This window comes from Bradyrhizobium sp. F1.13.3 (genome assembly GCF_040548265.1).
In the GTDB taxonomy this organism is placed as follows: Bacteria; Pseudomonadota; Alphaproteobacteria; order Rhizobiales; family Xanthobacteraceae; genus Bradyrhizobium.
On sequence record NZ_JBEPRI010000010.1, the window covers coordinates 279853 to 301106 of the forward strand.

General features: G+C 65.2%; 20 protein-coding genes. 13 read left to right on the forward strand and 7 right to left on the reverse strand.

All coding sequences use genetic code 11. From position 1 onward, the window contains the following. Nucleotides 1-117 precede the first annotated feature (117 nt). Together ABIB66_RS26430 and ABIB66_RS26435 are read right to left on the reverse strand one after the other, a co-directional pair. Nucleotides 118-381 carry a hypothetical protein gene (locus ABIB66_RS26430; RefSeq protein ID WP_354256109.1) on the reverse strand — a complete coding sequence of 88 codons (264 nt, stop codon included), beginning with the start codon at nucleotides 379-381 and terminating at the stop codon, nucleotides 118-120. Continuing rightward, nucleotides 374-1168 (reverse strand): DUF899 domain-containing protein, encoded by a 795-nt coding sequence (locus tag ABIB66_RS26435; protein ID WP_354205226.1) that lies wholly within the window; start codon nucleotides 1166-1168, stop codon nucleotides 374-376. Before ABIB66_RS26435 ends, ABIB66_RS26430 begins: the two co-directional genes overlap by 8 nt. A 147-nt stretch (nucleotides 1169-1315) precedes the next feature. On the opposite strand from ABIB66_RS26435, the gene ABIB66_RS26440 reads away from it, so the two are divergent. The 8 genes from ABIB66_RS26440 to ABIB66_RS26475 all read left to right on the forward strand — a co-directional run bounded on the left by ABIB66_RS26440 (nucleotide 1316) and on the right by ABIB66_RS26475 (nucleotide 10998). Next, on the forward strand, nucleotides 1316-2536 hold the full coding sequence (locus ABIB66_RS26440; protein WP_354205228.1) for a helix-turn-helix domain-containing protein: 1221 nt from the start codon (nucleotides 1316-1318) through the stop codon (nucleotides 2534-2536). A 30-nt stretch (nucleotides 2537-2566) separates the two neighbouring features. Beyond that, nucleotides 2567-3205, forward strand: a complete 639-nt coding sequence (locus ABIB66_RS26445) for a Vgb family protein (protein WP_354256112.1) — start codon at nucleotides 2567-2569, stop codon at nucleotides 3203-3205. 141 nt (nucleotides 3206-3346) lie between these two features. Further along, complete coding sequence (locus ABIB66_RS26450) at nucleotides 3347-4915, forward strand: DUF4403 family protein (RefSeq protein WP_354060432.1); 1569 nt, start codon at nucleotides 3347-3349, stop codon at nucleotides 4913-4915. A 134-nt stretch (nucleotides 4916-5049) separates the two neighbouring features. Beyond that, nucleotides 5050-6189 carry an ABC transporter ATP-binding protein gene (locus tag ABIB66_RS26455; protein WP_354205231.1) on the forward strand — a complete coding sequence of 380 codons (1140 nt, stop codon included), beginning with the start codon at nucleotides 5050-5052 and terminating at the stop codon, nucleotides 6187-6189. A gap of 87 nt (nucleotides 6190-6276) precedes the next feature. Then, nucleotides 6277-7326, forward strand: coding sequence for an ABC transporter substrate-binding protein (locus ABIB66_RS26460; RefSeq protein WP_354205233.1), 1050 nt, complete (start codon nucleotides 6277-6279; stop codon nucleotides 7324-7326). 22 nt (nucleotides 7327-7348) lie between these two features. Then, nucleotides 7349-8611, forward strand: coding sequence for an ABC transporter permease (locus tag ABIB66_RS26465; RefSeq protein ID WP_354205235.1), 1263 nt, complete (start codon nucleotides 7349-7351; stop codon nucleotides 8609-8611). Continuing rightward, on the forward strand, nucleotides 8608-9435 hold the full coding sequence (locus tag ABIB66_RS26470; RefSeq protein WP_354205237.1) for an ABC transporter permease: 828 nt from the start codon (nucleotides 8608-8610) through the stop codon (nucleotides 9433-9435). The genes ABIB66_RS26465 and ABIB66_RS26470 overlap by 4 nt, the downstream gene beginning before the upstream one ends. Nucleotides 9436-9783: 348 nt before the next feature. Further along, nucleotides 9784-10998, forward strand: coding sequence for an ABC transporter substrate-binding protein (locus ABIB66_RS26475; protein ID WP_354205239.1), 1215 nt, complete (start codon nucleotides 9784-9786; stop codon nucleotides 10996-10998). Nucleotides 10999-11035: 37 nt separating this feature from the next. Here ABIB66_RS26475 and ABIB66_RS26480 read toward each other — a convergent pair whose 3' ends face one another. Together ABIB66_RS26480 and ABIB66_RS26485 are read right to left on the reverse strand one after the other, a co-directional pair. After that, nucleotides 11036-11446 (reverse strand): c-type cytochrome, encoded by a 411-nt coding sequence (locus ABIB66_RS26480; protein ID WP_354205241.1) that lies wholly within the window; start codon nucleotides 11444-11446, stop codon nucleotides 11036-11038. A 113-nt stretch (nucleotides 11447-11559) separates the two neighbouring features. Beyond that, complete coding sequence (locus tag ABIB66_RS26485; protein ID WP_354205243.1) at nucleotides 11560-12267, reverse strand: L,D-transpeptidase; 708 nt, start codon at nucleotides 12265-12267, stop codon at nucleotides 11560-11562. Between the two features lie 274 nt (nucleotides 12268-12541). Here ABIB66_RS26485 and ABIB66_RS26490 point away from each other — a divergent pair, with 274 nt between their 5' ends. From ABIB66_RS26490 to ABIB66_RS26500, 3 genes are all read left to right on the forward strand, one after another. After that, nucleotides 12542-13594: a glycosyltransferase family 4 protein gene (locus ABIB66_RS26490; RefSeq protein WP_354256115.1), complete on the forward strand. Its 1053-nt coding sequence runs from the start codon at nucleotides 12542-12544 to the stop codon at nucleotides 13592-13594. 35 nt (nucleotides 13595-13629) lie between these two features. After that, nucleotides 13630-14319 (forward strand): class I SAM-dependent methyltransferase, encoded by a 690-nt coding sequence (locus tag ABIB66_RS26495; protein ID WP_354256118.1) that lies wholly within the window; start codon nucleotides 13630-13632, stop codon nucleotides 14317-14319. Nucleotides 14320-14443: 124 nt separating this feature from the next. After that, nucleotides 14444-15103: a hypothetical protein gene (locus ABIB66_RS26500; RefSeq protein WP_354205247.1), complete on the forward strand. Its 660-nt coding sequence runs from the start codon at nucleotides 14444-14446 to the stop codon at nucleotides 15101-15103. A 146-nt stretch (nucleotides 15104-15249) separates the two neighbouring features. Here ABIB66_RS26500 and ABIB66_RS26505 read toward each other — a convergent pair whose 3' ends face one another. After that, nucleotides 15250-16914, reverse strand: a complete 1665-nt coding sequence (locus tag ABIB66_RS26505; RefSeq protein WP_354205249.1) for an aminotransferase class III-fold pyridoxal phosphate-dependent enzyme — start codon at nucleotides 16912-16914, stop codon at nucleotides 15250-15252. 35 nt (nucleotides 16915-16949) lie between these two features. On the opposite strand from ABIB66_RS26505, the gene asd reads away from it, so the two are divergent. Together asd and ABIB66_RS26515 are read left to right on the forward strand one after the other, a co-directional pair. After that, nucleotides 16950-17813, forward strand: a complete 864-nt coding sequence (gene asd, locus ABIB66_RS26510; RefSeq protein WP_354205251.1) for an archaetidylserine decarboxylase — start codon at nucleotides 16950-16952, stop codon at nucleotides 17811-17813. 67 nt (nucleotides 17814-17880) lie between these two features. Further along, entirely contained in the window at nucleotides 17881-18444 is a 564-nt protein-coding gene (locus ABIB66_RS26515; RefSeq protein WP_275173932.1) for an NUDIX hydrolase, read from the forward strand. Nucleotides 18445-18630: 186 nt separating this feature from the next. On the opposite strand, the gene ABIB66_RS26520 is transcribed toward ABIB66_RS26515, so the two are convergent. Both ABIB66_RS26520 and ABIB66_RS26525 read right to left on the reverse strand, forming a co-directional pair. Further along, nucleotides 18631-20085 (reverse strand): FecR family protein, encoded by a 1455-nt coding sequence (locus tag ABIB66_RS26520; RefSeq protein ID WP_354256133.1) that lies wholly within the window; start codon nucleotides 20083-20085, stop codon nucleotides 18631-18633. Between the two features lie 272 nt (nucleotides 20086-20357). Next, nucleotides 20358-21122: a DUF2147 domain-containing protein gene (locus ABIB66_RS26525; RefSeq protein ID WP_354256121.1), complete on the reverse strand. Its 765-nt coding sequence runs from the start codon at nucleotides 21120-21122 to the stop codon at nucleotides 20358-20360. Nucleotides 21123-21254: the final 132 nt, after the last annotated feature.

Genomic DNA, 21254 nt, shown 5'->3' on the forward strand with positions numbered 1-21254 from the left:
CCGGTTTTTGCCGGGCGCGCTGTCGTGTCTTTTTTCGTCTGCCGTCATTGCGACCCTCAGTCCGAGGAGCCCGCTGCAGGCGGGCTCTCGAAGGACGGGGCGGGCGCGGGATAGCCGCTAACGGCCAACTCCGCCCCGCCACTCCGCAATCAGCCTCAGCCATGCCGCCGAATGAAACGCGCTCATCAGCAGATACATCGGCACCATCCCTCCGAGCATCGCCCCGTGTCCGGAGCCGCACAGCACGTCCGCCGGGCCATCGAGCACGGCCATGATCGCAAAGGTCGGCGTGGCCGCCAGCCCGAGCCATCTGGCGAGGTGGCGCGCCGCCACCACACCGTTGCGGGTCGCACCGACACTTGCGCTGACGGGACTAGTCACGTCCTTCAGCTGCCTCCTCGCGAAAAGCCTTTTCGCCGGCGGTCGAGATCTCGACCCATTTCTTGTCGGGCGCCGCACCTTCGGTGTAGCTGTCGTGCCAGTTCCACCATTTATAGGTCGGCGTTTGCGGATAACCTTTCGGCGAATCCTCCCAGACCTCCTGCCGTCCCAGCGGCGTGATGTCGAGATAATTCCAGGTGCCGCCCATCTGCTCGTCGCCGCGGCTCTTGACGAAGTAGGTGCGGAAGATGCGCGTCCCGTCGCGGTAGAACACGTTGGTCCCGTGCCATTCGTCGACGCCGAAATCCGCATCGAAGCTGTCGGTGACGGTGACCCATGGCATGGTCCAACCCATCCGCTGCTTCAGCCTGATGATATCGGCCTGCGGCGCGCGCGAGGCGAACACCAGCGTGGTGTCGCGGGCATTCAGGTGTGAGACATGGGCGACCTGATCGGCCACCATCGAGCAGCCGCGGCAGGCGTGATCCGGCCAGCCGAACACGCCCGGCTCGAAGAAGGCGCGGTAGACGATCAGTTGCCGCCGGCCCTGGAATAAGTCGTGCAGACTGACCTTGCCGCCGGGCCCCTCGAACGCATAGGTTTTGGTGACTTCCATCCACGGCATGCGCCGCCGCTCGGCGGCCAGGGCGTCGCGGGCACGGGTATGCGCCTTTTCCTTCACGAGCAGTTGCTGACGGGCGGCCTCCCAGTCCTGCGGCGACACCACCGGCGGTGTTTGCATGGCGGCCTGTCCGTTATTTCCTGCGTTGTCAGCTGATGTCATCATGGCTCTCCAACTTTTCCCGGGCGGTCGTTCCGTATCTCGCTATGCAAGATGCGGAACCGCTCGCCCCTCGCCGCACATTGTCGGCCGTCAACGATCTCTCGCACCAGACAGTTGCGCGGTGGGAGTAACAAGTGTGGCGGGATTTGAATGGAGTCGTTGATCACGGCCGCGGCCCGCGCGCTCGAAGCCGGCGATCCGCTCGGCGCGCTGAACCGCGTCGCGCTGCGCAACGATGCACCTTCGCTGGCGCTGCGCGGCATCGCGATGGCGCAGCTCGGCGATCTCGCGAAGGCGAAGACGCTGCTGCGCAGCGCCGCACGCGCCTTCGGTCCGAGAGAGGCGGTCGCGCGTGCAAGATGCGTGGTGGCGGAGGCCGAGATCGCACTCGTCTCGCGCGACCTGAATTGGCCGGCAAACACGCTCGCGGCGGCGCGGGCGACGCTCGAAGGTCACGGTGACCTCGCCAACGCCGCCCATGCGGGTCACATCGAGGCGCGCCGACTGCTCCTTCTCGGGCGTCTCGACGAGGCCGAACGCACGCTGGCCGAGATCAAGACCACGCCGATGCCCCCGGCTTCGCAGGTCGCCCGCGAGCTCGTGATCGCCGGCATCGCCATCAGGCGGCTCCGAACGAAAGACGCGCGCGTGGCGCTCGGGCGCGCGGCGAGCGCAGCGCGGCAGGCCGGCATTCCAGCACTTGCGGCCGAGGTCGAAGGCACGAGCCGCGTGCTCGATACGCCCGCAGCGCGCCTGATCACGCGTGGGCACGAACGGCCGTTGCTGCTCGACGAGGTCGAGGACCTCGCGACATCGGAGGCGCTCGTGGTGGACACGTTCCATCACGCGGTTCGCAGGCGAGGCATCCTCGTGCCGCTCGGAAGACGGCCGGTGCTGTTCGCGCTCGCCCGCATCCTGGCGCAGGCCTGGCCCGCCGATGTCTCGCGGGAAGCGTTGATCACGGGAGCGTTTCAGGCAAGGCACGTCGATGAATCGCATCGCGCCCGGCTCCGCGTCGAAATCGGGCGGCTCCGCACCAAGCTCGAGCCTCTCGCCGACATCAGCGCGACGAAGGAGGGTTTTGTGCTGACACCGCGCAAGACGCGGCAGGTTCTCGTGCTGGCACGGCCCGTCGAGGAGAAGCACGCCAGCGTGCTGGCTTTCCTCTCCGACGGCGAGCCCTGGTCGAGCTCGGCGCTCGCGCTGGCGCTGGCAACGAGCGCGCGCACCGTGCAGCGGGCCCTCGAAGAGCTAGCACGATCGAACAAGGTGCAGTCCTTCGGACACGGACGGGCGCGGCGCTGGATGACGCCGCCCGTCCCGGGTTTCCCGACAGGCTTGTTACTCCCCGGATCGCTCATGAAGACGTAAGGTGGGATTCACACCACAGGGACCGAGCAGATGAAACGTTCAGCCGCCGAGATCGTCAGGGAATACGGGCCCTTTGCGGGCGTCGAAGCCGTGCACGGCGTCACCTATGACGGCAGCCATATGTGGTTCGCATCCGGCGACAGATTGAATGCGGTCGATCCGGCCGACGGCAAAATCGCCCGCTCCATCGATGTCGCCGCGCACGCGGGAACGGCGTTCGACGGCCGGCACTTGTTCCAGATCGCCGAGGACCGCATCCAGAAGATTGACGCTGCGACCGGCAAGGTGCTCGCCACCATCCCTGCACCTGGCGGCGGTGGCGATTCCGGATTGGCCTGGGCCGAGGGCTCGCTCTGGGTCGGGCAGTATCGGGAGCGCAAGATCCATCAGGTCGATCCCCAGACGGGAAAAATTCTCCGCACCATCGAAAGCAAGCGCTTCGTCACCGGCGTGACCTGGGTCGACGGCGAGCTCTGGCACGGCACCTGGGAAGGCGAGGACAGCGACATCAGGCGGATCGACCTAGATACGGGCAAGGTGCTGGAGCAGCTCGACCTGCCCGCCGGGACGATGGTGTCAGGATTGGAGTCCGACGGCGGCGACCGTTTCTTCTGCGGTGGCGGAGATCGCGGCAATGTGAGAGCGGTCCGCCGTCCCAAACGCGGCTAGCCTCGTGAGGGCTGCCTGAATCCGCGGCAATTGCGCACTCGCAGCCGTTAACCCATTCGCCGCAATTCCACCCCATCGGTACGCTCTAGCGCCCCTCTCTCCCGCCCTGTAAAATCCCTTCCCGGGCGGCCTGGGGGATTGATGCGACTAACTCTGAACTTGAAGACCATCCTGATCGCCGTCGCGGTGCTCGCGGCGTCGTTTTTCATCAGCCTGAAGGCGATGGACTTGCTGTCGCCGCGGGCGACGAATTCCGCGCCGCCGGTCGCGCAACTGCCGCCGCTGCTGCAGGTCGCGAAGAGCTCGATCGTGGTGGCGCCGGTCGCCATCGCGCTGTCGGCGATCCGCGAGCAGGCCGAGAAGGCCGCCCCGCGCAATTTCGCCGGCAAGGCCGAGAACCCGATTTCGCAAATCCTGGAGAACGCCGACATCGGCTGGTCCGCCGTGCGCGGGCCGATGTCGGCGGTCGGCGACAAGGACGTGCTGACGATCTCGACACCGCTCACGGGCAAGCTGAACGTGACGGGATCGCTGTCGTCGAAAGCCACCGGCGCCCTCGGCGAGGCGCTCGGCAGCGTGCTCGGCGGCAATGCCGCAAAACAGATCGGCGCGGTCAACATCAAGAATCTGAACGCCAGCGCCGAGATCAAGGGCAACGTCGTCGTCACCTCGCGGCCGAAGCTCGCGGCCAACTGGCATCTCGAGCCCAATCTCGGCGCCCAGGTCAATCTTGGCGACACCAACCTCAACGTCTCGGGCGCCAAGGTCAACGTGCCGGCGCAGGTGAAGCCGCTGATCGACAAGACCGTCGGCGAACAGATCAACGCCGTCTCCGAACGCATGCGCAACGATCCGACCTTGCGGGAGAACGCGAAGCTGCAATGGGCCAAGGCCTGCCGCTCGATCCCGCTGCAAGGCTCGGGCTCCTCGGCCGCGCTGCCGCCGCTCTGGCTGGAGATGAAGCCGATCCGCGCCATCGCGGCGCAGCCGCGCGTCGATGCGCAGGCCGTGACCCTGCTGCTGGGCCTGGAAGCGGAGACGCGCGTTACGTCCACGCCGACCAAGCCCGACTGCCCGTTCCCCGACAAGATATCGATCGTGCCGCCGACCGGCACCGGTGTGAATATCGGCGTACCCATCGACGTGCCCTTCACCGAGATCAACAAGCTGATCGCGGCGCAGATGGTCGGCCGCACCTATCCCGAGGACGGCTCCGGTCCGGTGGACGTCACCGTCAAGAGCGTCAACGTGATCCCGTCGGGGGAGCGCCTCCTGATTTCGCTGCTGGTGCGCGCCAAGGAGAAGAAGAGCTGGCTTGGTCTCGGCGCCGAAGCGACCGTGCACATCTGGGGCCGGCCGATGCTCGACCAGGCGCAGCAGACGCTGAGGCTCGCCGACATCCAGCTCGCGGTGGAGTCGGAGGCGGCCTTCGGCCTCCTGGGTGCCGCGGCGCGGGCGGTGGTGCCGCAGATGCAGCAGGCGCTGGTACAGAAAGCGACGATCGATCTGAAGCCGATTGCCGCGAACGCACGCGAGAAGATCGCCGCCGCGATCGCCGACTTCCAGAAAAACGAGGACGGCCTCAAGGTCGAGGCGAAGATCGACAGCCTGACGCTGGCCGACATCGCCTTCGACTCCAAGACGCTGCGCGTGATCGCGGAAGCCGGCGGCTCGCTGAATGTATCCGTGACGAAACTGTCGGGAATGTAACGCGCGCCTTTCCTCGACGGGTTCGTGCGCGTCGTCGCTTGCGCCGCTGGCAATCTGGTCGGAGGATGCTAAGCTGTTCCTCGCACCTTCGGACGAGGTGCTGACAGCAGTGTGGCTGATAACGCGAGGACGACATGGAAGCCGGCATGGTCACGCCTGCGCCGGCGCTGGTGCGCTTTTCCGGCATTCAGAAGACCTACGATGGCGAGCACCTCGTGGTGAAGAACCTCGATCTCGACATCAGGAAGGGCGAGTTCGTCACCCTGCTCGGTCCGTCGGGCTCGGGCAAGACGACCACCCTGATGATGCTGGCGGGTTTCGAAGTTCCGACCCATGGCGAGATCTACCTCGCGGACCGGCCGATCAAGAACGTGCCGCCACACAAGCGCGACATCGGCATGGTTTTCCAGAACTATGCCTTGTTTCCGCACCTGACAATTGCGGAGAATATCGCCTTCCCGCTATCCGTCCGCAACACGAACAAGGCCGAAGCGCAGGAGCGCGTGAGGGCAGCGTTGCGCATGATCAAGATGGAAAACCTGGCTCAGCGCCGGCCCGGGCAGTTGTCCGGCGGTCAGCAGCAGCGCGTGGCGCTGGCCCGCGCCCTGGTTTTCAATCCGCAACTCGTGCTGATGGACGAGCCCCTGGGCGCGCTGGACAAGCGCCTGCGGGAGCAGATGCAACTGGAGATCAAGCAACTGCACGAGACGATGGGCATCACCGTCGTCTACGTCACCCACGATCAAAGCGAAGCGCTTACGATGTCGGACCGCATCGCCGTGTTCAACGACGGCATCGTGCAGCAGATCGACAGGCCCGACGCGCTGTATGAGCATCCGGTGAACAGCTTCGTCGCCCATTTCATCGGCGAGAACAATGTGCTGTCCGGCACCGTCGAGACGGTCGAGAAAGAATATTGCCGCGTTGCGCTGGCGGGCGGCGGCGCCGTGACCGCACGAGCGGTCAACGTATCGGGCGCGGGCGCATCGACCTCGCTGTCGGTGCGGCCGGAGCGGATCGCCATTATCCCGGATGGCACCTCCAGCGACCAACCGAACCGACTGCCTGCCAAGGTGCAGAACACCATCTATCTCGGCGACCACGCGCTGGCCGTGCTCGACGTCGCCGACAACAGGGAGTTCATGGTCAAGCTTCAGCCGGGGACGCATGACGGCCTGAGAGCCGACAGCCTGAGAGCTGGCGGCCTTACACCCGGCGATGACGTGTTCATCACCTTCCGCCCGGAGGACTGCCTGGCTCTCGATCCCGTCTGATCCAACGATGCAACATCGCTCCCACGCGGGCGGACCTGCACCGACCAAGCTCAACGCAATTCACGTGAAGAAGAAGGAACAAAGACCATGCTGAAGCGCAAGATTGCACTGGGGTTCGCCGCGGCATTCACCGCCAGCGCGGCGCTGGCCACGGTCGCGCAGGCGCGTGACCTCACCGTCGTGTCGTGGGGCGGCGCCTATCAGGATGCCCAGAAGAAGGTCTATTTCGAGCCGTTCAAGAAAGCGACCGGCGTTGCGATGAACGACGAGTCATGGGACGGGGGCGTCGGCGTGTTGCGCGCCAAGGTGCAGGGTGGTGCCGCCACCTGGGACGTCGTCCAGGTCGAGAGCGACGAACTGGCGGTTGGCTGCGAGGAAGGCCTGTTCGAGAAGCTCGACTATTCGAAGATCGGCGGCGAGGCCGCCTATATCCCACCGTCAGTCAACGCTTGCGGCGTCGGCGCCATCCTCTACGATTTCGTTCTCGGCTACGACAAGGACAAGCTGAAAGAGGCTCCCAAGGGCTGGGCCGACTTCTTCGACACCAAGAAGATTCCGGGCAAGAGGGCCTTGCGTCAGGGCCCGAAGACCACGCTGGAGATCGCCCTCATGGCCGACGGCGTCGCGCCAAAGGACGTCTACAAGGTGCTGGCGACCGACGAAGGCGTCGAGCGCGCGTTCAAGAAGCTGGACACCATCAAGGGCGACATCGTGTGGTGGAAGGCCGGCGCTCAGCCGCCGCAATTGCTCGCCTCCGGCGAGGTGGCAATGACCTCGGTCTACAATGGCCGCATCGACACCGCGAACAAGAACGAGAAGAAGAATTTCGGCATGGTGTGGGACGGAGCGCTGTTTACCCTCGACACCTGGGTCATCCTGAAAGGCAGCCCGAACAAGGATGCGGCCTACAAGTTCCTGGACTTTGTCGGCAAGGCGGAGAACCAGTCGAAACTGTCGGAGAACATTGCTTATGGCACCTCGAACAAGGCCGCAGCCGCTCTGCTCGCGCCTGCTGTTCTGAAGGACCTGCCGACGGCACCCGACAACATCAAGAATGCGGTCGAGATCAACGTCGCCTTCTGGCTCGAGAACATCGACCGCCTGACCGAGCGCTTCAACAAATGGGCAGCGAAGTAGCGCGCCCCGCAGGGCTCGACCAATGACGGATGCGCTCTTGACCGGCGCCAACGCATCGACCGAGGTGCCGCTCAAGCGCCGATTGCGGCGTGCGGAGCGAGCACGCCAGGTCAAGGCATTGGCGCTGGTGCTGCCGCTTCTCGTCTTCCTGCTCTTCACCTTCGCTGGGCCCATCGCCGGCATGCTGTGGCGCTCGGTCGATGACCGGGAGGTGCGCCAGATTCTGCCTCAGACCATCGCGGCTCTCGCCAGTTGGGACGGCAGGGATCTGCCGGACGAAAAGGCCTACGCGGCGCTGGCCGGCGACATCATGGCGGCGCGCGCTTCCGGCACCATTGCGATTGCGGCCAAGCGGCTAAATTACGCACTGAACGGCTTCCGCACGATCCTGACCAGCACCGCACGCAATCTGAAGACCGTGCCCGAGCCCGGCACGGCCAGGGAGACGCTGGGCAAGATCAACCCCGCCTGGCGCGAACGCGCCACCTGGACCACGATCAAGGACGCCAGTGGTCCCATGACCGGCTTCTATCTTTTGTCGGCGCTCGACCTGACGCGGAACGTGGACGGCGCGATCGTCGCGGCCCCGCCGGATCAGGCCATCTACCGCGACGTTTTCGTCCGCACCTTCCTCATCAGCCTCAGTGTCACGGCACTTTGCCTGATCCTCGGCTTCCCGGTCGCTTACTTGCTGGCCGCGCTGCCGCCCGGCCGGTCGAACCTGCTGATGATCTTTGTCCTGCTGCCGTTCTGGACGTCTCTGCTGGTCCGCACCTGCGCCTGGATCGTTCTGTTGCAGGGCAAAGGCGTCGTGAACGAAAGCCTGCTCTGGCTTGACATCATCGATGCGCCGTTGCGCCTGATCTACAACCGCTTCGGTGTCTGCGTGGCCATGACCCACGTTCTCTTGCCGTTCATGATCCTGCCGCTGTACAGCAGTATGAAGGCGATCTCGCCTGCTTACATGCGTGCCGCCGCCTCGCTCGGTGCGCCGCCGGTCGCCGCCTTCCTGCGCATCTACCTGCCTCAAACGCTGCCCGGCATCGGCGCGGGAAGCCTGCTCGTTTTCATCCTGGCGCTCGGCTATTACATCACGCCGGCACTCGTCGGGGGCGCCGCCGACCAGATGATCAGCTACTTCATCGCGCTCTACACGACCGAGACGGCCAATTGGGGCCTTGCTTCGGCACTGGGTGCGGTGCTGCTGCTCGCCACTATTCTGCTCGCGCTCGTCTACGGAAAGCTGGTGCAGGGACAGCAGGTGACGGGAGGGATGAAGAATTGAGCGACAGTCCCTCCCTCCGCACGCCCAGCCAGCGCATCGCGTGGGCCGCGACCATCGTGATCTCCACGCTGGTGTTCATCTTCCTGATCGCGCCGATCCTCGCGATCATGCCGCTGTCCTTCAGCTCGGGCTCGTATCTCACTTATCCGCTGCCGGGCCTCTCCCTGCGCTGGTATGACGACTTCATCAATTCGCCGCGCTGGATGAATTCGCTGAAGAACAGCATGATCATCGGGGTGTCCTCGACCCTGCTGTCGATGGTGCTCGGCACGTTGGCGGCGCTGGGGCTGGCGCAGTGGAAGAGCCGGTTCAAGCCGCTCGTGCTGGCCTTCGTGCTGTCGCCGGTCGTCGTGCCCGGGGTCATCACCGCGGTCGGCCTGTATTTCTTCTTCGCGCCGATCGGACTGACCGGCAGTTATCTCGGCTTGATCCTGGCCCACACCGCGCTGGCGACACCCTTCGTGGTGATCACGGTCGGCGCGACGCTGCAAAGCTTCGACACCAATCTGGCACGCGCCGCCGCCTCGCTCGGGGCCTCGCCGCTTGATGCGTTCCGCCGCGTGATCCTGCCGCTGATCCTGCCCGGCGTGGCGTCGGGGGCGCTGTTCGCCTTCGCGACCAGCTTCGATGAGGTGGTGATCGTGCTGTTCATGGCAGGTCCGGAACAGCGCACCCTGCCGCGCGAGATGTTCAGCGGCATCCGCGAGAACATCAGCCCGACCATCACGGCAGCGGCGGTGATTCTGACCACGGTCTCGGTGATCCTGCTCGCCACGCTGGAAGGCCTGCGCCGACGCAATGAACGGCTCAAGGGCAGCGCGTGAGCGGGATCGGCGCTTCTCTCTCACCCGGCTTGCGGCAGGGCTATCGCCTGTGAGCATGCGCGAGAAGTCGTCATGCCCGGGCTTGTCCCGGGCATCCACGTTCTTCGCGCCGCATGGTTAGACGTGGATGGCCGGGACAGGCCCGGCCATGACGCGGAGGCTTCGCGCCCAAACTCTCGGATCAAATTCGATTGCTTTCCCGCAAGCGGGGAGAGACGAAGGAACACCGCCGCGCCCTGCTTATTTCTCAACCCTCCTCGCACATCCCGGGCTTTGCTCCCGCCAGCGATTGTCGCTAGAACGGCTCCCGCAACAAAGCCCAAACAACAACACAAAGGGAGAAACAAAATGCAAAAACTCATCGCCGCGGTCGCGGCCGGTCTCGCTCTCGCCGCCACTTCGGGCGCCGCGCAGGCGCAGATTTCCGACGACGTCGTCAAGATCGGCGTGCTCACGGACATGTCGAGCCTCTATGCGGACGCGACCGGCAAGGGCTCGCTCGCAGCCGTGGAGATGGCGGTCGCCGATCACGGCGGCAAGGTCGCGGGCAAGCAGGTCGCCGTGGTCTCCGCCGATCACCAGAACAAGCCCGACGTCGGCGTCAACATCGCCCGCAACTGGTACGACAACGACAAGGTCGACGCGATCTTCGACGTGCCGACCTCGTCGGTGGCGCTGCCAATCTCGGCGCTGACGCGCGAGAAGAACAAGATCCACATCAATTCCGGCGGCGGCTCATCCGATATCACGGGCGTCGCCTGCTCGCCCAACACGGTGCACTGGACCTACGACACCTATGCGCTGTCGAACGTCGCCGGCAAGGCGATGGTCAAGCGCGGGGAGGACTCCTGGTTCTTCGTCACCGCGGACTACGCCTTCGGCATGGCGCTGCAGCGCGACGCCGCCAACGTGGTCAAGGAGAGCGGCGGCAAGGTGCTCGGCGAGGTCCGCCATCCGCTCAACTCGTCGGACTTCTCCTCCTTCCTGCTCCAGGCTCAGGCGTCCAAAGCCAAGGTCGTCGCGCTGGCCAATGCCGGCGGCGACACCACCAACGCGCTCAAACAGGCGGCCGAGTTCGGCCTGACGCAGGGCGGCCAGAAGATGATCGCCTTGCTCATGGAGATCACCGACGTTCATTCGCTCGGCATCAAGTCGACGCAGGGTCTGATCATCACCGACGCGTTCTACTGGGACACCAACGAGGAGACGCGCGCCTTCTCCAAGCGCTTCAACGAGAAGGTCGGCCACATGCCGACCATGATCCAGGCGGGGCTCTATTCGGCGACCATGCATTACCTGAAGGCGATCGACGCCATCAAGTCCGACGAGGCACCGAAGGTGATGGAGCAGATGCGCAAGACGCCGGTCAACGACTTCTTCGCAAAGAACGGCAAGATCCGCATCGATGGCCGCATGGTCCACGACATGTATCTGTTCGAGGTCAAGAAGCCCGAGGATTCCAAGGGCGAGTGGGACCTCTACAAGCTGATCGCCACCGTGCCCGGCGACGAGGCCTTCCGTCCGCTCGACAAAGGCGGCTGCCCGCTGGTGAAGGGGAACTAGGACGGATAACCGGTCGGCGTCCTGCGTCGGGGGCTGGTTACGGCGAAGCCGCCTGCAAATATGCAACCACCTTCGCCGCTTCCTCCGCCGAGACGCCGCCATAGGGCTGCATCTTGTTGCCGGATACGACCTCGTCCGGCTTGACCATGAAGCGGGTGAGCTTGTCCTGGTCCCAGACGAAATCGGCTTCTTTCATCGATGAGGAATAGTTGTAGTTCGGCAGCGAGCCGGCTTTGCGTCCGACGATTTTATTGAGGTTGGGGCCCAGACGATTGTCGCCCTCTTTCACCGAGTGGCAGGTTCGGCAGGAATTGTTGAACGCCTGCTGGGCTGCGTCGCTGCTCGCCGGCTGCTGTGCGAGCGAGGCGGGCGCAGACAGCAGCAGCGCCACTGCGCCCGCGAACACGCGCAGCCATGTGCCTTGCGGCGTTTGCGGACGTGATTGCATTGGCGCCTCCATCGGGGATCGCGCCGCAGCACGCGCGCGCATCGGGATGCCGAGGGCCAACGAAAACGGCCCCGGTGGGTTCCGGGGCCGTTTGCGTCACAATGTCCTGTTGCTTACCGCGTCGCGGCGCCGAGGTCGGCGCGGCGCTCCGTCATCGGCAGCACGATGACCTTGGTGCCGACATTGACGCGGGAGTAGAGATCCGAGACATCGTCATTGGTCAGGCGGATGCAGCCGGAGGAGACCTGCTTGCCGATGGTCTCGGGCGCGTTGGTGCCGTGGATGCGGTAAATGGTGCCGCCGAGATACATGGCGCGGGCGCCGAGCGGATTGCCGGGGCCGCCGGCCATGTGGCGCGGCAGATAGGGCTGGCGGGCGATCATCTCCGGCGGCGGGGTCCACGCCGGCCACTCCGCCTTCCTGGTCACCGACTGCACGCCGGACCAGGTGAAACCGTCGCGGCCGACACCGATGCCGTAGCGTATCGCCTGGCCGTTGCCGAGCACGAGATAGAGGTAGGTGTTGGGCGTATCGATGATGATGGTGCCGGGCGCCTCACGCGTCGCGTAGGAGACCGTCTGACGACGAAAGCGGGCGGGTGTTTCAATGACGTCCTGATCTTCGGACGGCGCGGCCTGATAGGGCGTCGCTTGATAGGGTTGGTACGGCTGCGGCGCTGCGATCGGCGGCAGCGGTTGGAAGAACGGGAAGAGCTGCACGGGCGCGGCGTTGGCCGGGCCGGCGAACGCGATCGCGGTGACAGCCACTGCGCCAAACACAACGGCGCGCGAATAAGTCTTCAACGTCTCCAGATTGATCATTGGTCGCCCCTGTTTGCGCGGTGTTGCTTGGCCGCCCCGGCACCGCTTCGGTGCTCTGTTGCGTAAATCACTAACGGCAAGAAGTTTCGGGACGTTTGCGCGGAAAACCGAAAACGGCTTCATGGCGGCAACGATTGTTTCATGACGGTTTCGTGGCTGCGCGGACCCGTTAACGAACAAAACAGCGGGCCGACACTTACATGACGTCACACGCCTGAAATATCCGTGGTTGATGGTCCAAAGCCGAGAATCATAAAAATCTCGGGATTTCCCCATGCGGGTATTAATCGCGACTGACGCCTGGCATCCGCAGGTCAACGGTGTGGTGCGGACGCTGACCTCGCTGGCTGGCGCGGCCAAGGCATTGGATGTCGAGATCGACTTCCTCACGCCGGACGGCTTTCGGTCGTGGCCGTTGCCGACCTATCCGGGGCTGCGCATTGCGCTGCCGAGCGGCAAGGAGATTGCGCGGCGGATCGAGAAGGCGGCGCCGGAAGCGCTGCACATCGCGACCGAGGGGCCGATCGGCTGGGCGGCGCGGGCTTATTGCCGTCGCAACGGGCTCGCCTTCACCACCTCCTACACCACGCGCTTTCCGGAATATGTCTCGGTGCGAACCGGCATCCCCGCGAGTGTCGGCTACGCCGTGCTGCGCCACTTCCACGATGCCGCCGCGATGACGATGGTGGCGACGGCCTCGCTGCGGCAGGAGCTGTCCGAGCGCGGCTTCAAGCGGCTCGGCTTCTGGACCCGCGGCGTCAACACCGAGCTGTTCCATCCCGACTCTCCGGCCAAGCTTGATCTGCCTCGGCCGATCTTCATGACGATGGGCCGCGTGGCGGTGGAGAAGAACCTCGAGGCGTTCCTCTCGCTCGACCTCCCCGGCACCAAGGTCGTCGTCGGCGACGGCCCGCAGAAGGCTGCGCTCGAAAAGAAATATCCTGATGTGGTCTTCCTCGGCGAGAAGAAGGGCGCCGATCTCACCGCCCATCTCGCCGCCGCCGATGTGTTCGTGTTTCCGAGCCTGACCGACACGTTCGGCGTGGTGCAGCTCGAGGCGCTCGCCTGCGGCACGCCGGTTGCGGCGTTTCCGGTGACGGGTCCGAAGGATGTCATCGCCGATCATCCGATCGGCGCGATCGACCACGATCTGCGCGCCGCGTGCCTGCGCGCGCTCACCATGTCGCGCCAGACCTGCCGCAACTTCGCGCTGGAGCGCTCCTGGGAAAACAGCGCGCGCCAGTTCGTCGGCAACCTCACCTCACTTCAGCCCAGCCGTGCCTTGCGCGCCTCGCCTCGCATGGCGCGGCGGCCGGTGCGCGGTTGACCTCAACGTTTTGAACCACAGCGAGAACCTCACCGATGGCTAAGATCATGAACCTTGACGGCACCCAGCAGCTCGACCTCACCCGTGGCACGGTCGAGCAGGCCTATGATCGCTGGGCGCCGGTCTACGACCTCGTGTTCGGGGGCGTGTTCGCCAAGGGCCGGCAGGCCGCGATCGCCGCCACCAACAAGATCGGCGGCCGGGTGCTCGAGGTCGGCGTCGGCACCGGCATCTCGCTGCCGCTCTACGCGCCGCATCTGCGCATCTTCGGCACCGACATCTCGGAGGCGATGCTCGACAAGGCGCGCCAGCGCGTCGCCGAGGGCAAGCTGAACAACGTCGAAGGCCTCGCGGTGATGGATGCCGAGAAGCTCGAATTTCCCGACAACTCCTTCGACGTCGTGATGGCGCAATACGTCGTCACGGCCGTGCCGAATCCGGAAGTCGCGCTGGACGAATTCGCCCGCGTGCTGCGCCCGGGCGGCGAGCTGATCATCCTCACCCGCGTCAGCGCCGATAACGGCATGCGCCGCTTCATCGAGCAGAAGCTGCAGCCGGTGGTGCGCCCGCTCGGCTTCCGCACCGCCGAGTTCGCCTGGTCGCGTTACGCCAAATGGCTGGCCGGTGCCGACGGCATCGAGCTGGCCGAGCGCCGCCTGATCCCGCCGCTCGGTCATTTCTCGCTGGTGCGCTTCCGCAAGCTCGACGTCGCCAAGGCGGCGTAACCCAAGCTCACGGGTCGCGTGCGTCACCGCGTCGCTGCACATTGTCACATGACAAAATGATGATGTCACACGACCTACATCGAATCTCTGTAAATCCTGAACCCGAAAGCATTTGGGGAAGAGCATGATCAAGAACTATCTCGAACAGCTGCGGATCCAGCGCTGGGACGACCATCGCTACTATCACCACAGCCGCATCAATCAGAGCCTGCACTTCGTCAGCGCGCTGAGCTTTCTGTTCGCCTATGTCTGGTTGTTCGTCGATCCCATGGTCTCCGCGCTGGTCGGCTGGCTGGTGTCGATGACCTCGCGTCAGGCGGGTCACTTTTTCTTCGAGCCGCACGGCTACGACCACGTCAATCAGGCGACGCACGAGCACAAGGAAGAGATCAAGGTCGGCTACAACCTTCAGCGCAAGGTGGTGCTGATGTCGATCTGGGCGCTGTCGCCACTGGTGCTGTTGGTCGATCCCACGCTGTTCGGACTGTTCACGCCCTGGGCAGGCGCAACCGACTTCATGCGGCAGGTCGCCAAGATCTGGCTCGTGGTCGGCGGTGGCGGTCTCCTGTTCCGCACGGTGCACCTGTTCTTCATCCGCGACGTCGAGACCGGCCTCGTCTGGATGACGAAGATCCTGACCGACCCCTTCCATGATTTGATGCTCTACCGTAACGCGCCGCTGGCGCTGATGCGCGGCGAGCTGATGGATCCCGGCCTGCACCTCAACCCCGAGCACACGCTGGGCCTCATCGGCGAGCCCACGCTCGAAGAGCAGCACGCCTGAGCGCGCCGTTCTCACCAAGGCCTCCGATGTCTGATGGTTGCGTCATGCCCGGGCTCGTCCCGGGCATCCACGTCTTGGAGTTCTCGCGCGGAGACGCGTGGATGGCCGGGACAAGCCCGGCCATGACGCCGTTGGAGGAACTAGCCTCAGCGCCCGAAGCGCTTGGCGAGCATCTCTTTCAGGATCTGCCGCTTGATGGTCTTGTTGGTGAGGACGCCATCGTGCCACCAGAAGCCGTCGGCCTTCATCTTCTCGGCCGCGCGGACGAAACGCTCGGCGACCTCGGTGAAATCGGCATCGGTGTAGTTCAGGCTGAAGATCAGCCGGCCGGTGCCGACCCAGCTCAAGGACAGGCCTTCGGCGCGAAGGTAATACTGCAGCATCCAGTTGTAGCGGGACGGGGTGGTGTATTTCACCGTCCAGATCGACGAGAAGTTGGCGAACCGCACCGGCAGGTCGGCGCCCTCCATCATCTGGTTGAGCTTTTGCCCGCGGCCGTTCCAGGTCTCTTCCAGCCCGTCATAGACGGCGCGGAAGTTCGGGCTGGCGAGCCGGCTCAGAAACTCGTCCATCGCCGTCATGACGTAGGGGTGCGAGTTGAAGGTGCCGCGGGCGAAGCAGACGTCGGCGGGGCGATCGTCGCGGAAGCGGCGCATCAGCTCGCGTTTGCCGCAGACCACGCCGACCGGCAGGCCGCCGGCGAGGCTCTTGCCGTAGGTCACCATGTCGGCCTTGATGCCAAAATATTCCTGGGCGCCGCCTGCGGCGAGGCGGAAGCCGACGAACACTTCGTCGAAGATCAGCGCGATGCCGCGCTCGGTGCAGACCTCGCGCAGCTGCTTCAGCCACGCGGTGTAGGCGGCGCGGTCGAAATTGCCGCCGCGGGAGGAATCGACCAGCGAGGAATCGCCGGGCGCGTTGCCGTTCGGATGCAGGCCCTGGAGCGGATTGACCAGCACGCAGGCGATGTCCTTGCGCGTGCGCAGCACGTGCAGCGTCTTCTCGGACATCTCGGCGAGGGTGTAGGTCTCGTGCGCGGGAATCGGATTGCCGACGCCGGGCTGCACGTCGCCCCACCAGCCGTGATAGGCGCCGGCGAAGCGGACGAGATGGCTGCGCTTGGTGTGATAGCGCGCGAGCCGCACCGCCTGCATCACGGCTTCGGTGCCGGACATGTGGAAGGACACTTCGTCGAGGCCCGAGATCTGGCAGAGCCGCGCCACGTTCTCGAGGATGACGGGATGGTAGGGGCCGAGCACCGGCCCGAGTGCGTGCGCCCGCTTCTCGGAGCCCTCGATGCATTCCTTGTAGAAGTCGTTGCCGAAGATGTTGACGCCGTAGGACCCGGTGAGGTCGTAGGAGGTGTTGCCGTCGACATCCGTGACGGTGACGCCGCGCGACGACTCCACGAAAGTCGAGGTGCCCAAATGCTCGCGAACCAGACGCGAGAACTGGAACGGCACGCGGTAGGTCTCGGTGAAGTGCAGGTCGGAGATCTTTTCCGCCGCTTCCTTCGTCATCGCGCGGCCCTTGGGGTAGCGCTCGGCGTAGAGGCTTGCGAGGCGGAAGAAGCCGTCCTTGCGCCGGGCCGCGATGTTCGCGGGCGCGCCATCGCAGGCGAAGTACGCATCGCCCTCGAATTCGTAGAACGGGAGCAGCTTTGCCACCCGGCGCGACATTTTGGAGTGACCGGCCAGCGAGCGGTGCTTGGCGCGGGACAATTCGATCCGCGCCTTGATTTTCGGGAAGGCGGCGGCAGCGGACGCTGCGGCGGCCACGGACAAAGAAAGAATCGGGAGTGTCGTTTCCATGACAACAAGCGCTAATACTGCGAGCTGACAGATTCATGACAGTCAAAGCCCTCATCGCCTCTTTCACCCAGCAGGAAGACCTCAACTTCCTGTTGACCAACCGCATCCCCCGCGCGGCGCTGACCCGTTTCATGGGCTGGTTCTCCAAGATCGAGAACCCGCTGGTGCGGGACGGCTCCATCGCGCTGTGGAAGCTGTTCTCCGACCTCGATCTGTCGGAGGCGCGCAAGACCCATTTCAGGAGTCTGCACGACTGCTTCACACGGGAGCTCAAGCCCGGCTTGCGGCCCTTTGATCCGGACCCCTCCATTGTCGCCAGTCCGTCCGACGGCATCGTCGGCGCCCATGGCCGGATCGCCGACACCGAGCTGTTCCAGGTCAAGGGCGCGCCGTACTCGCTACTCGATTTGCTCGGAGACTCCGTGCTGGTCGACCAGCACCGCAACGGCTCCTTCGTCACGCTGCGGCTGACCTCGAGCATGTATCACCGCTTCCACGCGCCTTTTGACGCGCATATCGAGCGCGTCACGCTGATCCATGGCGATGTCTGGAACGTCAACCCGATCGCGCTGAAGCGGGTCGAGCGTCTGTTTTGCAAGAACGAGCGCGCGGTGATCCGCACGCATCTGCCGACGGGCGAAGCCGTGACGCTGGTGCCGGTCGCCGCGATCCTGGTCGCGAGCATCCGGTTGCACTTCCTCGACATGGTGCTGAACGCGCAGACCAGGGGGCCGGTCAATTTCCCCTGCGACGTCAACGTGGCCAAGGGCGAGGAGCTCGGCTGGTTCGAGCACGGCTCGACCATCATCATCCTCGCGCCCGGCGATTTCACCTTCTGCGAAGGAATCGCCGAGGGCGTGCGCATCCGGGCGGGTCAAGCGCTGCTGAGAAAAAACTAGCCTTCAATCCGCCGGGTCGGGCGCCTATATCGTTCCTGGGGACGTTTCTACGACGACGGATTGGGTGATGGCGCGGGCGCCGGTCATGGCGGCGGGTGGTATTGTGCTGCGGCGAGGTGCGCCGCCGCTGATTGCCGTCGTGCGCCAGCGCAAGCGCAACGAATGGGTCTTGCCCAAGGGCAAGCTCGATGACGGCGAAACGCCGAAGCAAGCCGCGCATCGCGAAGTGCTGGAAGAGACCGGCCACGACGTCGCCATCCACGAATTTCTGGGCACGCTCGTCTACCAGTCGGGCGGACGTTCCAAGGTGGTGCATTTCTGGCGGATGGAGGCCGGGGACGGTCCGGTCCGCAAGCTGATGAACGACATCAAGGCGGTCGACTGGCTGACGCTGGAAGACGCGCTCGCGCGCCTCTCGCGCGAGTACGAGCGCGTATTCCTGACGCAGATCGGCCCGATCGCGCTTGCGGCGGCGGGGCTTGCATCCTCGCCTGCGTCCGAGCCGACGCTGGCAACCGACGATGTCGATGCAGCTTTGCAGACACTGACACCGGCTGAAGCGGCCTCGGTCGGCGAGTTGCGGCATGGTCTGTTGCAGAAGATGAAGGCTTGGCTGCGTGGCGAGGCGTAAATTGTTGTCGCGCCCAGCTTACGGGTGCGGAAGCATCCGCGGGTTGATACGGCCAAGATAGCGTCGCTCCCTCCAGATCGTCATTGCGAGGGCAGCGAAGCAATCCAGAATCTTTCCGCGGAGGGACTCTGGATTGCTTCGCTGCCCTCGCAATGACGGGGAGAGAGAGCAGCAAGCTGACGCACGTCACCGCCGCTCCTTCTCCTTTGGGGCCGGCACTGGCCTTCGCGGCGCTGCGGGGAGTTGTGCGGCGGGCGGGCGCTGCTGGAAGCTGCCCGGTCGCTGCATGCCCGGCTGTTGAACCGCGGGCGGCTGGCCCGGCTGCAATCCGGTGCGCGGCAGTCGCGGCTGCAGGCCGGGCTGCTGTTGCGCTCCGCCCGGCTGCTGCGGCGCGACTCCGCCGGGCTGCCTCGGAATCTGTCCACCGCGTTGCGGCCGGGTTTGCGGCGTGCCGTCAGGCTGCGTGCCTTGACCGGCACGCGGTAGGCCTGCCGGACGCCCCGCGCGTTGCTTCTGGCCTTGTTGCTGCTGACCTCGACCCGCGCGCGGCGTACCCGGTTGCACCGCGCCGCCTTGGCCCGGCCGCTGCGGCGGCTGGGCGCCTTGCTGGTTGCCTTGGCGACCTGGCGCGCCCGGCTGCTGTTGGCCTGGACGGTTGTTCTGACCGGGCTGGCCGTTCGGCCGCTGCGGCTGTTGGCCAGGCGCCGTGTTCGGCCGCAATTGTTGCTGTTGCGGCGGTTGGAACGGCCGCGGAATGCGCGGGCTCGCGGTCGGATTGGCGCGGCGGAAGTCGCGCTGCTCGGTGACGATCTGCCGGCCCGTGGTCTGCGCCAGATGCACCTGGCCGACGAAGCCGCGGTCGCGTGCGATCTGCTGTGGCGCAATCGTGATCGGCACCGCGGCAAAGCGCATGACGCCGGCAGCGGCTGCGCCCGGCCGGATTGCAAAACCGCTCGCGCCTTGCGTCAGCGCACCGAGCCGCGTCCCGCTCGTGCGATCGTCGACGTCGATGTGTCCGACCCGGCCGTCGGCGTCGGGATAGAGCTTGATGTTGACGTTGTTGGCTTTGTTCGCGGCCCCGCCTTCCGGCACGTCGACGACGCCCGTGGTGCCGCGGATGCCGAGCGTCGCCGTCGGCGTCGTGATCTTCATGTCGCCGGTCTTTGCCACCGCCGCCGCGACGAAGGCGACCGTGCCCTTGCCGATGTCGAAGATTCCTGCGTTGTGCTTGCCGCCGTCCTCATAGACGTAAGTGTCGATGGTGATCTTCGTGCTTGCGGAAAGGTTGAACGTGGTCGCGTCGTCGAAGGTGATGCCGAGCGAGGAGTTCGACGAAGTCTGCACGACGTCGTTGAGATAGATGTCGTCGCGCACCCGCAGCGGATAGGAATTTTTGTCGCGGATCACGGTCGCGATGCCCGTCACCGTTGCGACATTGCCGATCGGCTCGACGGCGGCGGGCTGCACCTCCGTCGCGGGAGCGGGTGAAGCCGATGGAGTCGGCGAGGGGGCGGGCGACGGCTGCGCTTGTGGCTGCGCCTGCGCAAGGTGGATTGCATCGGATGCAGATGCTGCGTTTGAGCCGGCCGGCGGCAAGGCCAGCAAGGCGAGCGCGAACAAAAAGCGGCGCCAGGCCACGATAAAATTCAAGAGGAGGTCCCGGTGAGAAACGCGAGGCGAGATCGACCGATATCATCCTGATGCAGGTGAACGGCGGATGAATGTCTATCGCACGGGGGCAGCGAACGTTCAAACGGTACGCGATACTAGCTTGTGGCCAAGCCTCTCCACCGTCATGGCCGGGCTTGTCCCGGCCATCCACGCCTTGAAGCGCAGGACTAAGAACGTGGATGCCCGGGACAGGCCCGGGCATGACGAAGAATGTGCATGTGTTGGAGACGTCACCTTTGGCGTCAGCTCACGCGCTTCCAGGTCTGGCCGCCGCAGAACATGCCGCCGAAGGCGCAGCCCTGCACGCGCATTGCATTCGGGCCCTTCATCGCAATCGTCGAGTCGTAATTGCGGCCGGAGTCGGGATCGTGGATGCGGCCGCTCCACTTCGCGCCGTCGGGCTTCATGTTGATCAGGATGCGCTCGTTGGTCTTTGCGGCGTAGCCGCAGAGATTGACGCCGCACTGTTCGACACGGACATTGCCCTTGTTCTCTTCGGTGGCCCAAATGCCGATCGGCGTGTTGGCAACCGCGACAGGCGCGGCGACGGGAGCCGGAGCGGGGGGCGGCGCAACTGCGACGGGTGCGGGCGCGGCAACGGGAGCGGGCGCCGCGACGGGCGCAGCCTGCGTTGTGGTGTCGTAGCTGGCGGCCGGAGCAGCGGCAACCGTCGTGGCCGGAGCCGCGATAGCGGGCGCTGCCGGCGCGGTCGCCTGCACCGGCGCCTGCTGCACGGGAGCCGGCGCGGGCTGCGTGGTCGTGGCCGGCGTGGTGTCGACGTCATCGTCCTTCGAGCCCAAGCCCTTGAGGTTGATGTTGTTCAGCTTGATCGGCTTGTCCGACAAGCCCGGCGCCACGATGGTCACGCAATTGAGCGAGGCGCAGTTGCGCGGCGTCTCGATGCGGATTTTCTGGCCTTCGATCTGGAACGAGAGCGAATTGCCGGCATGCGCGGCGGCGGTGGACGCGAGGAAGAGAGCGGTGGCGGCGATGGTGAGCTTGTTCATGACAACCTCCGAAGAATGTGTGGGTCCCGATGGGACTGAAGTCGCTGGTGGATGAAGCGTGGTTCGACCCTATGCCGGGCTGATCGGACGTTCTGTGATAGACGTCACAACGGCTCGCGGCCGCTGGGTGAC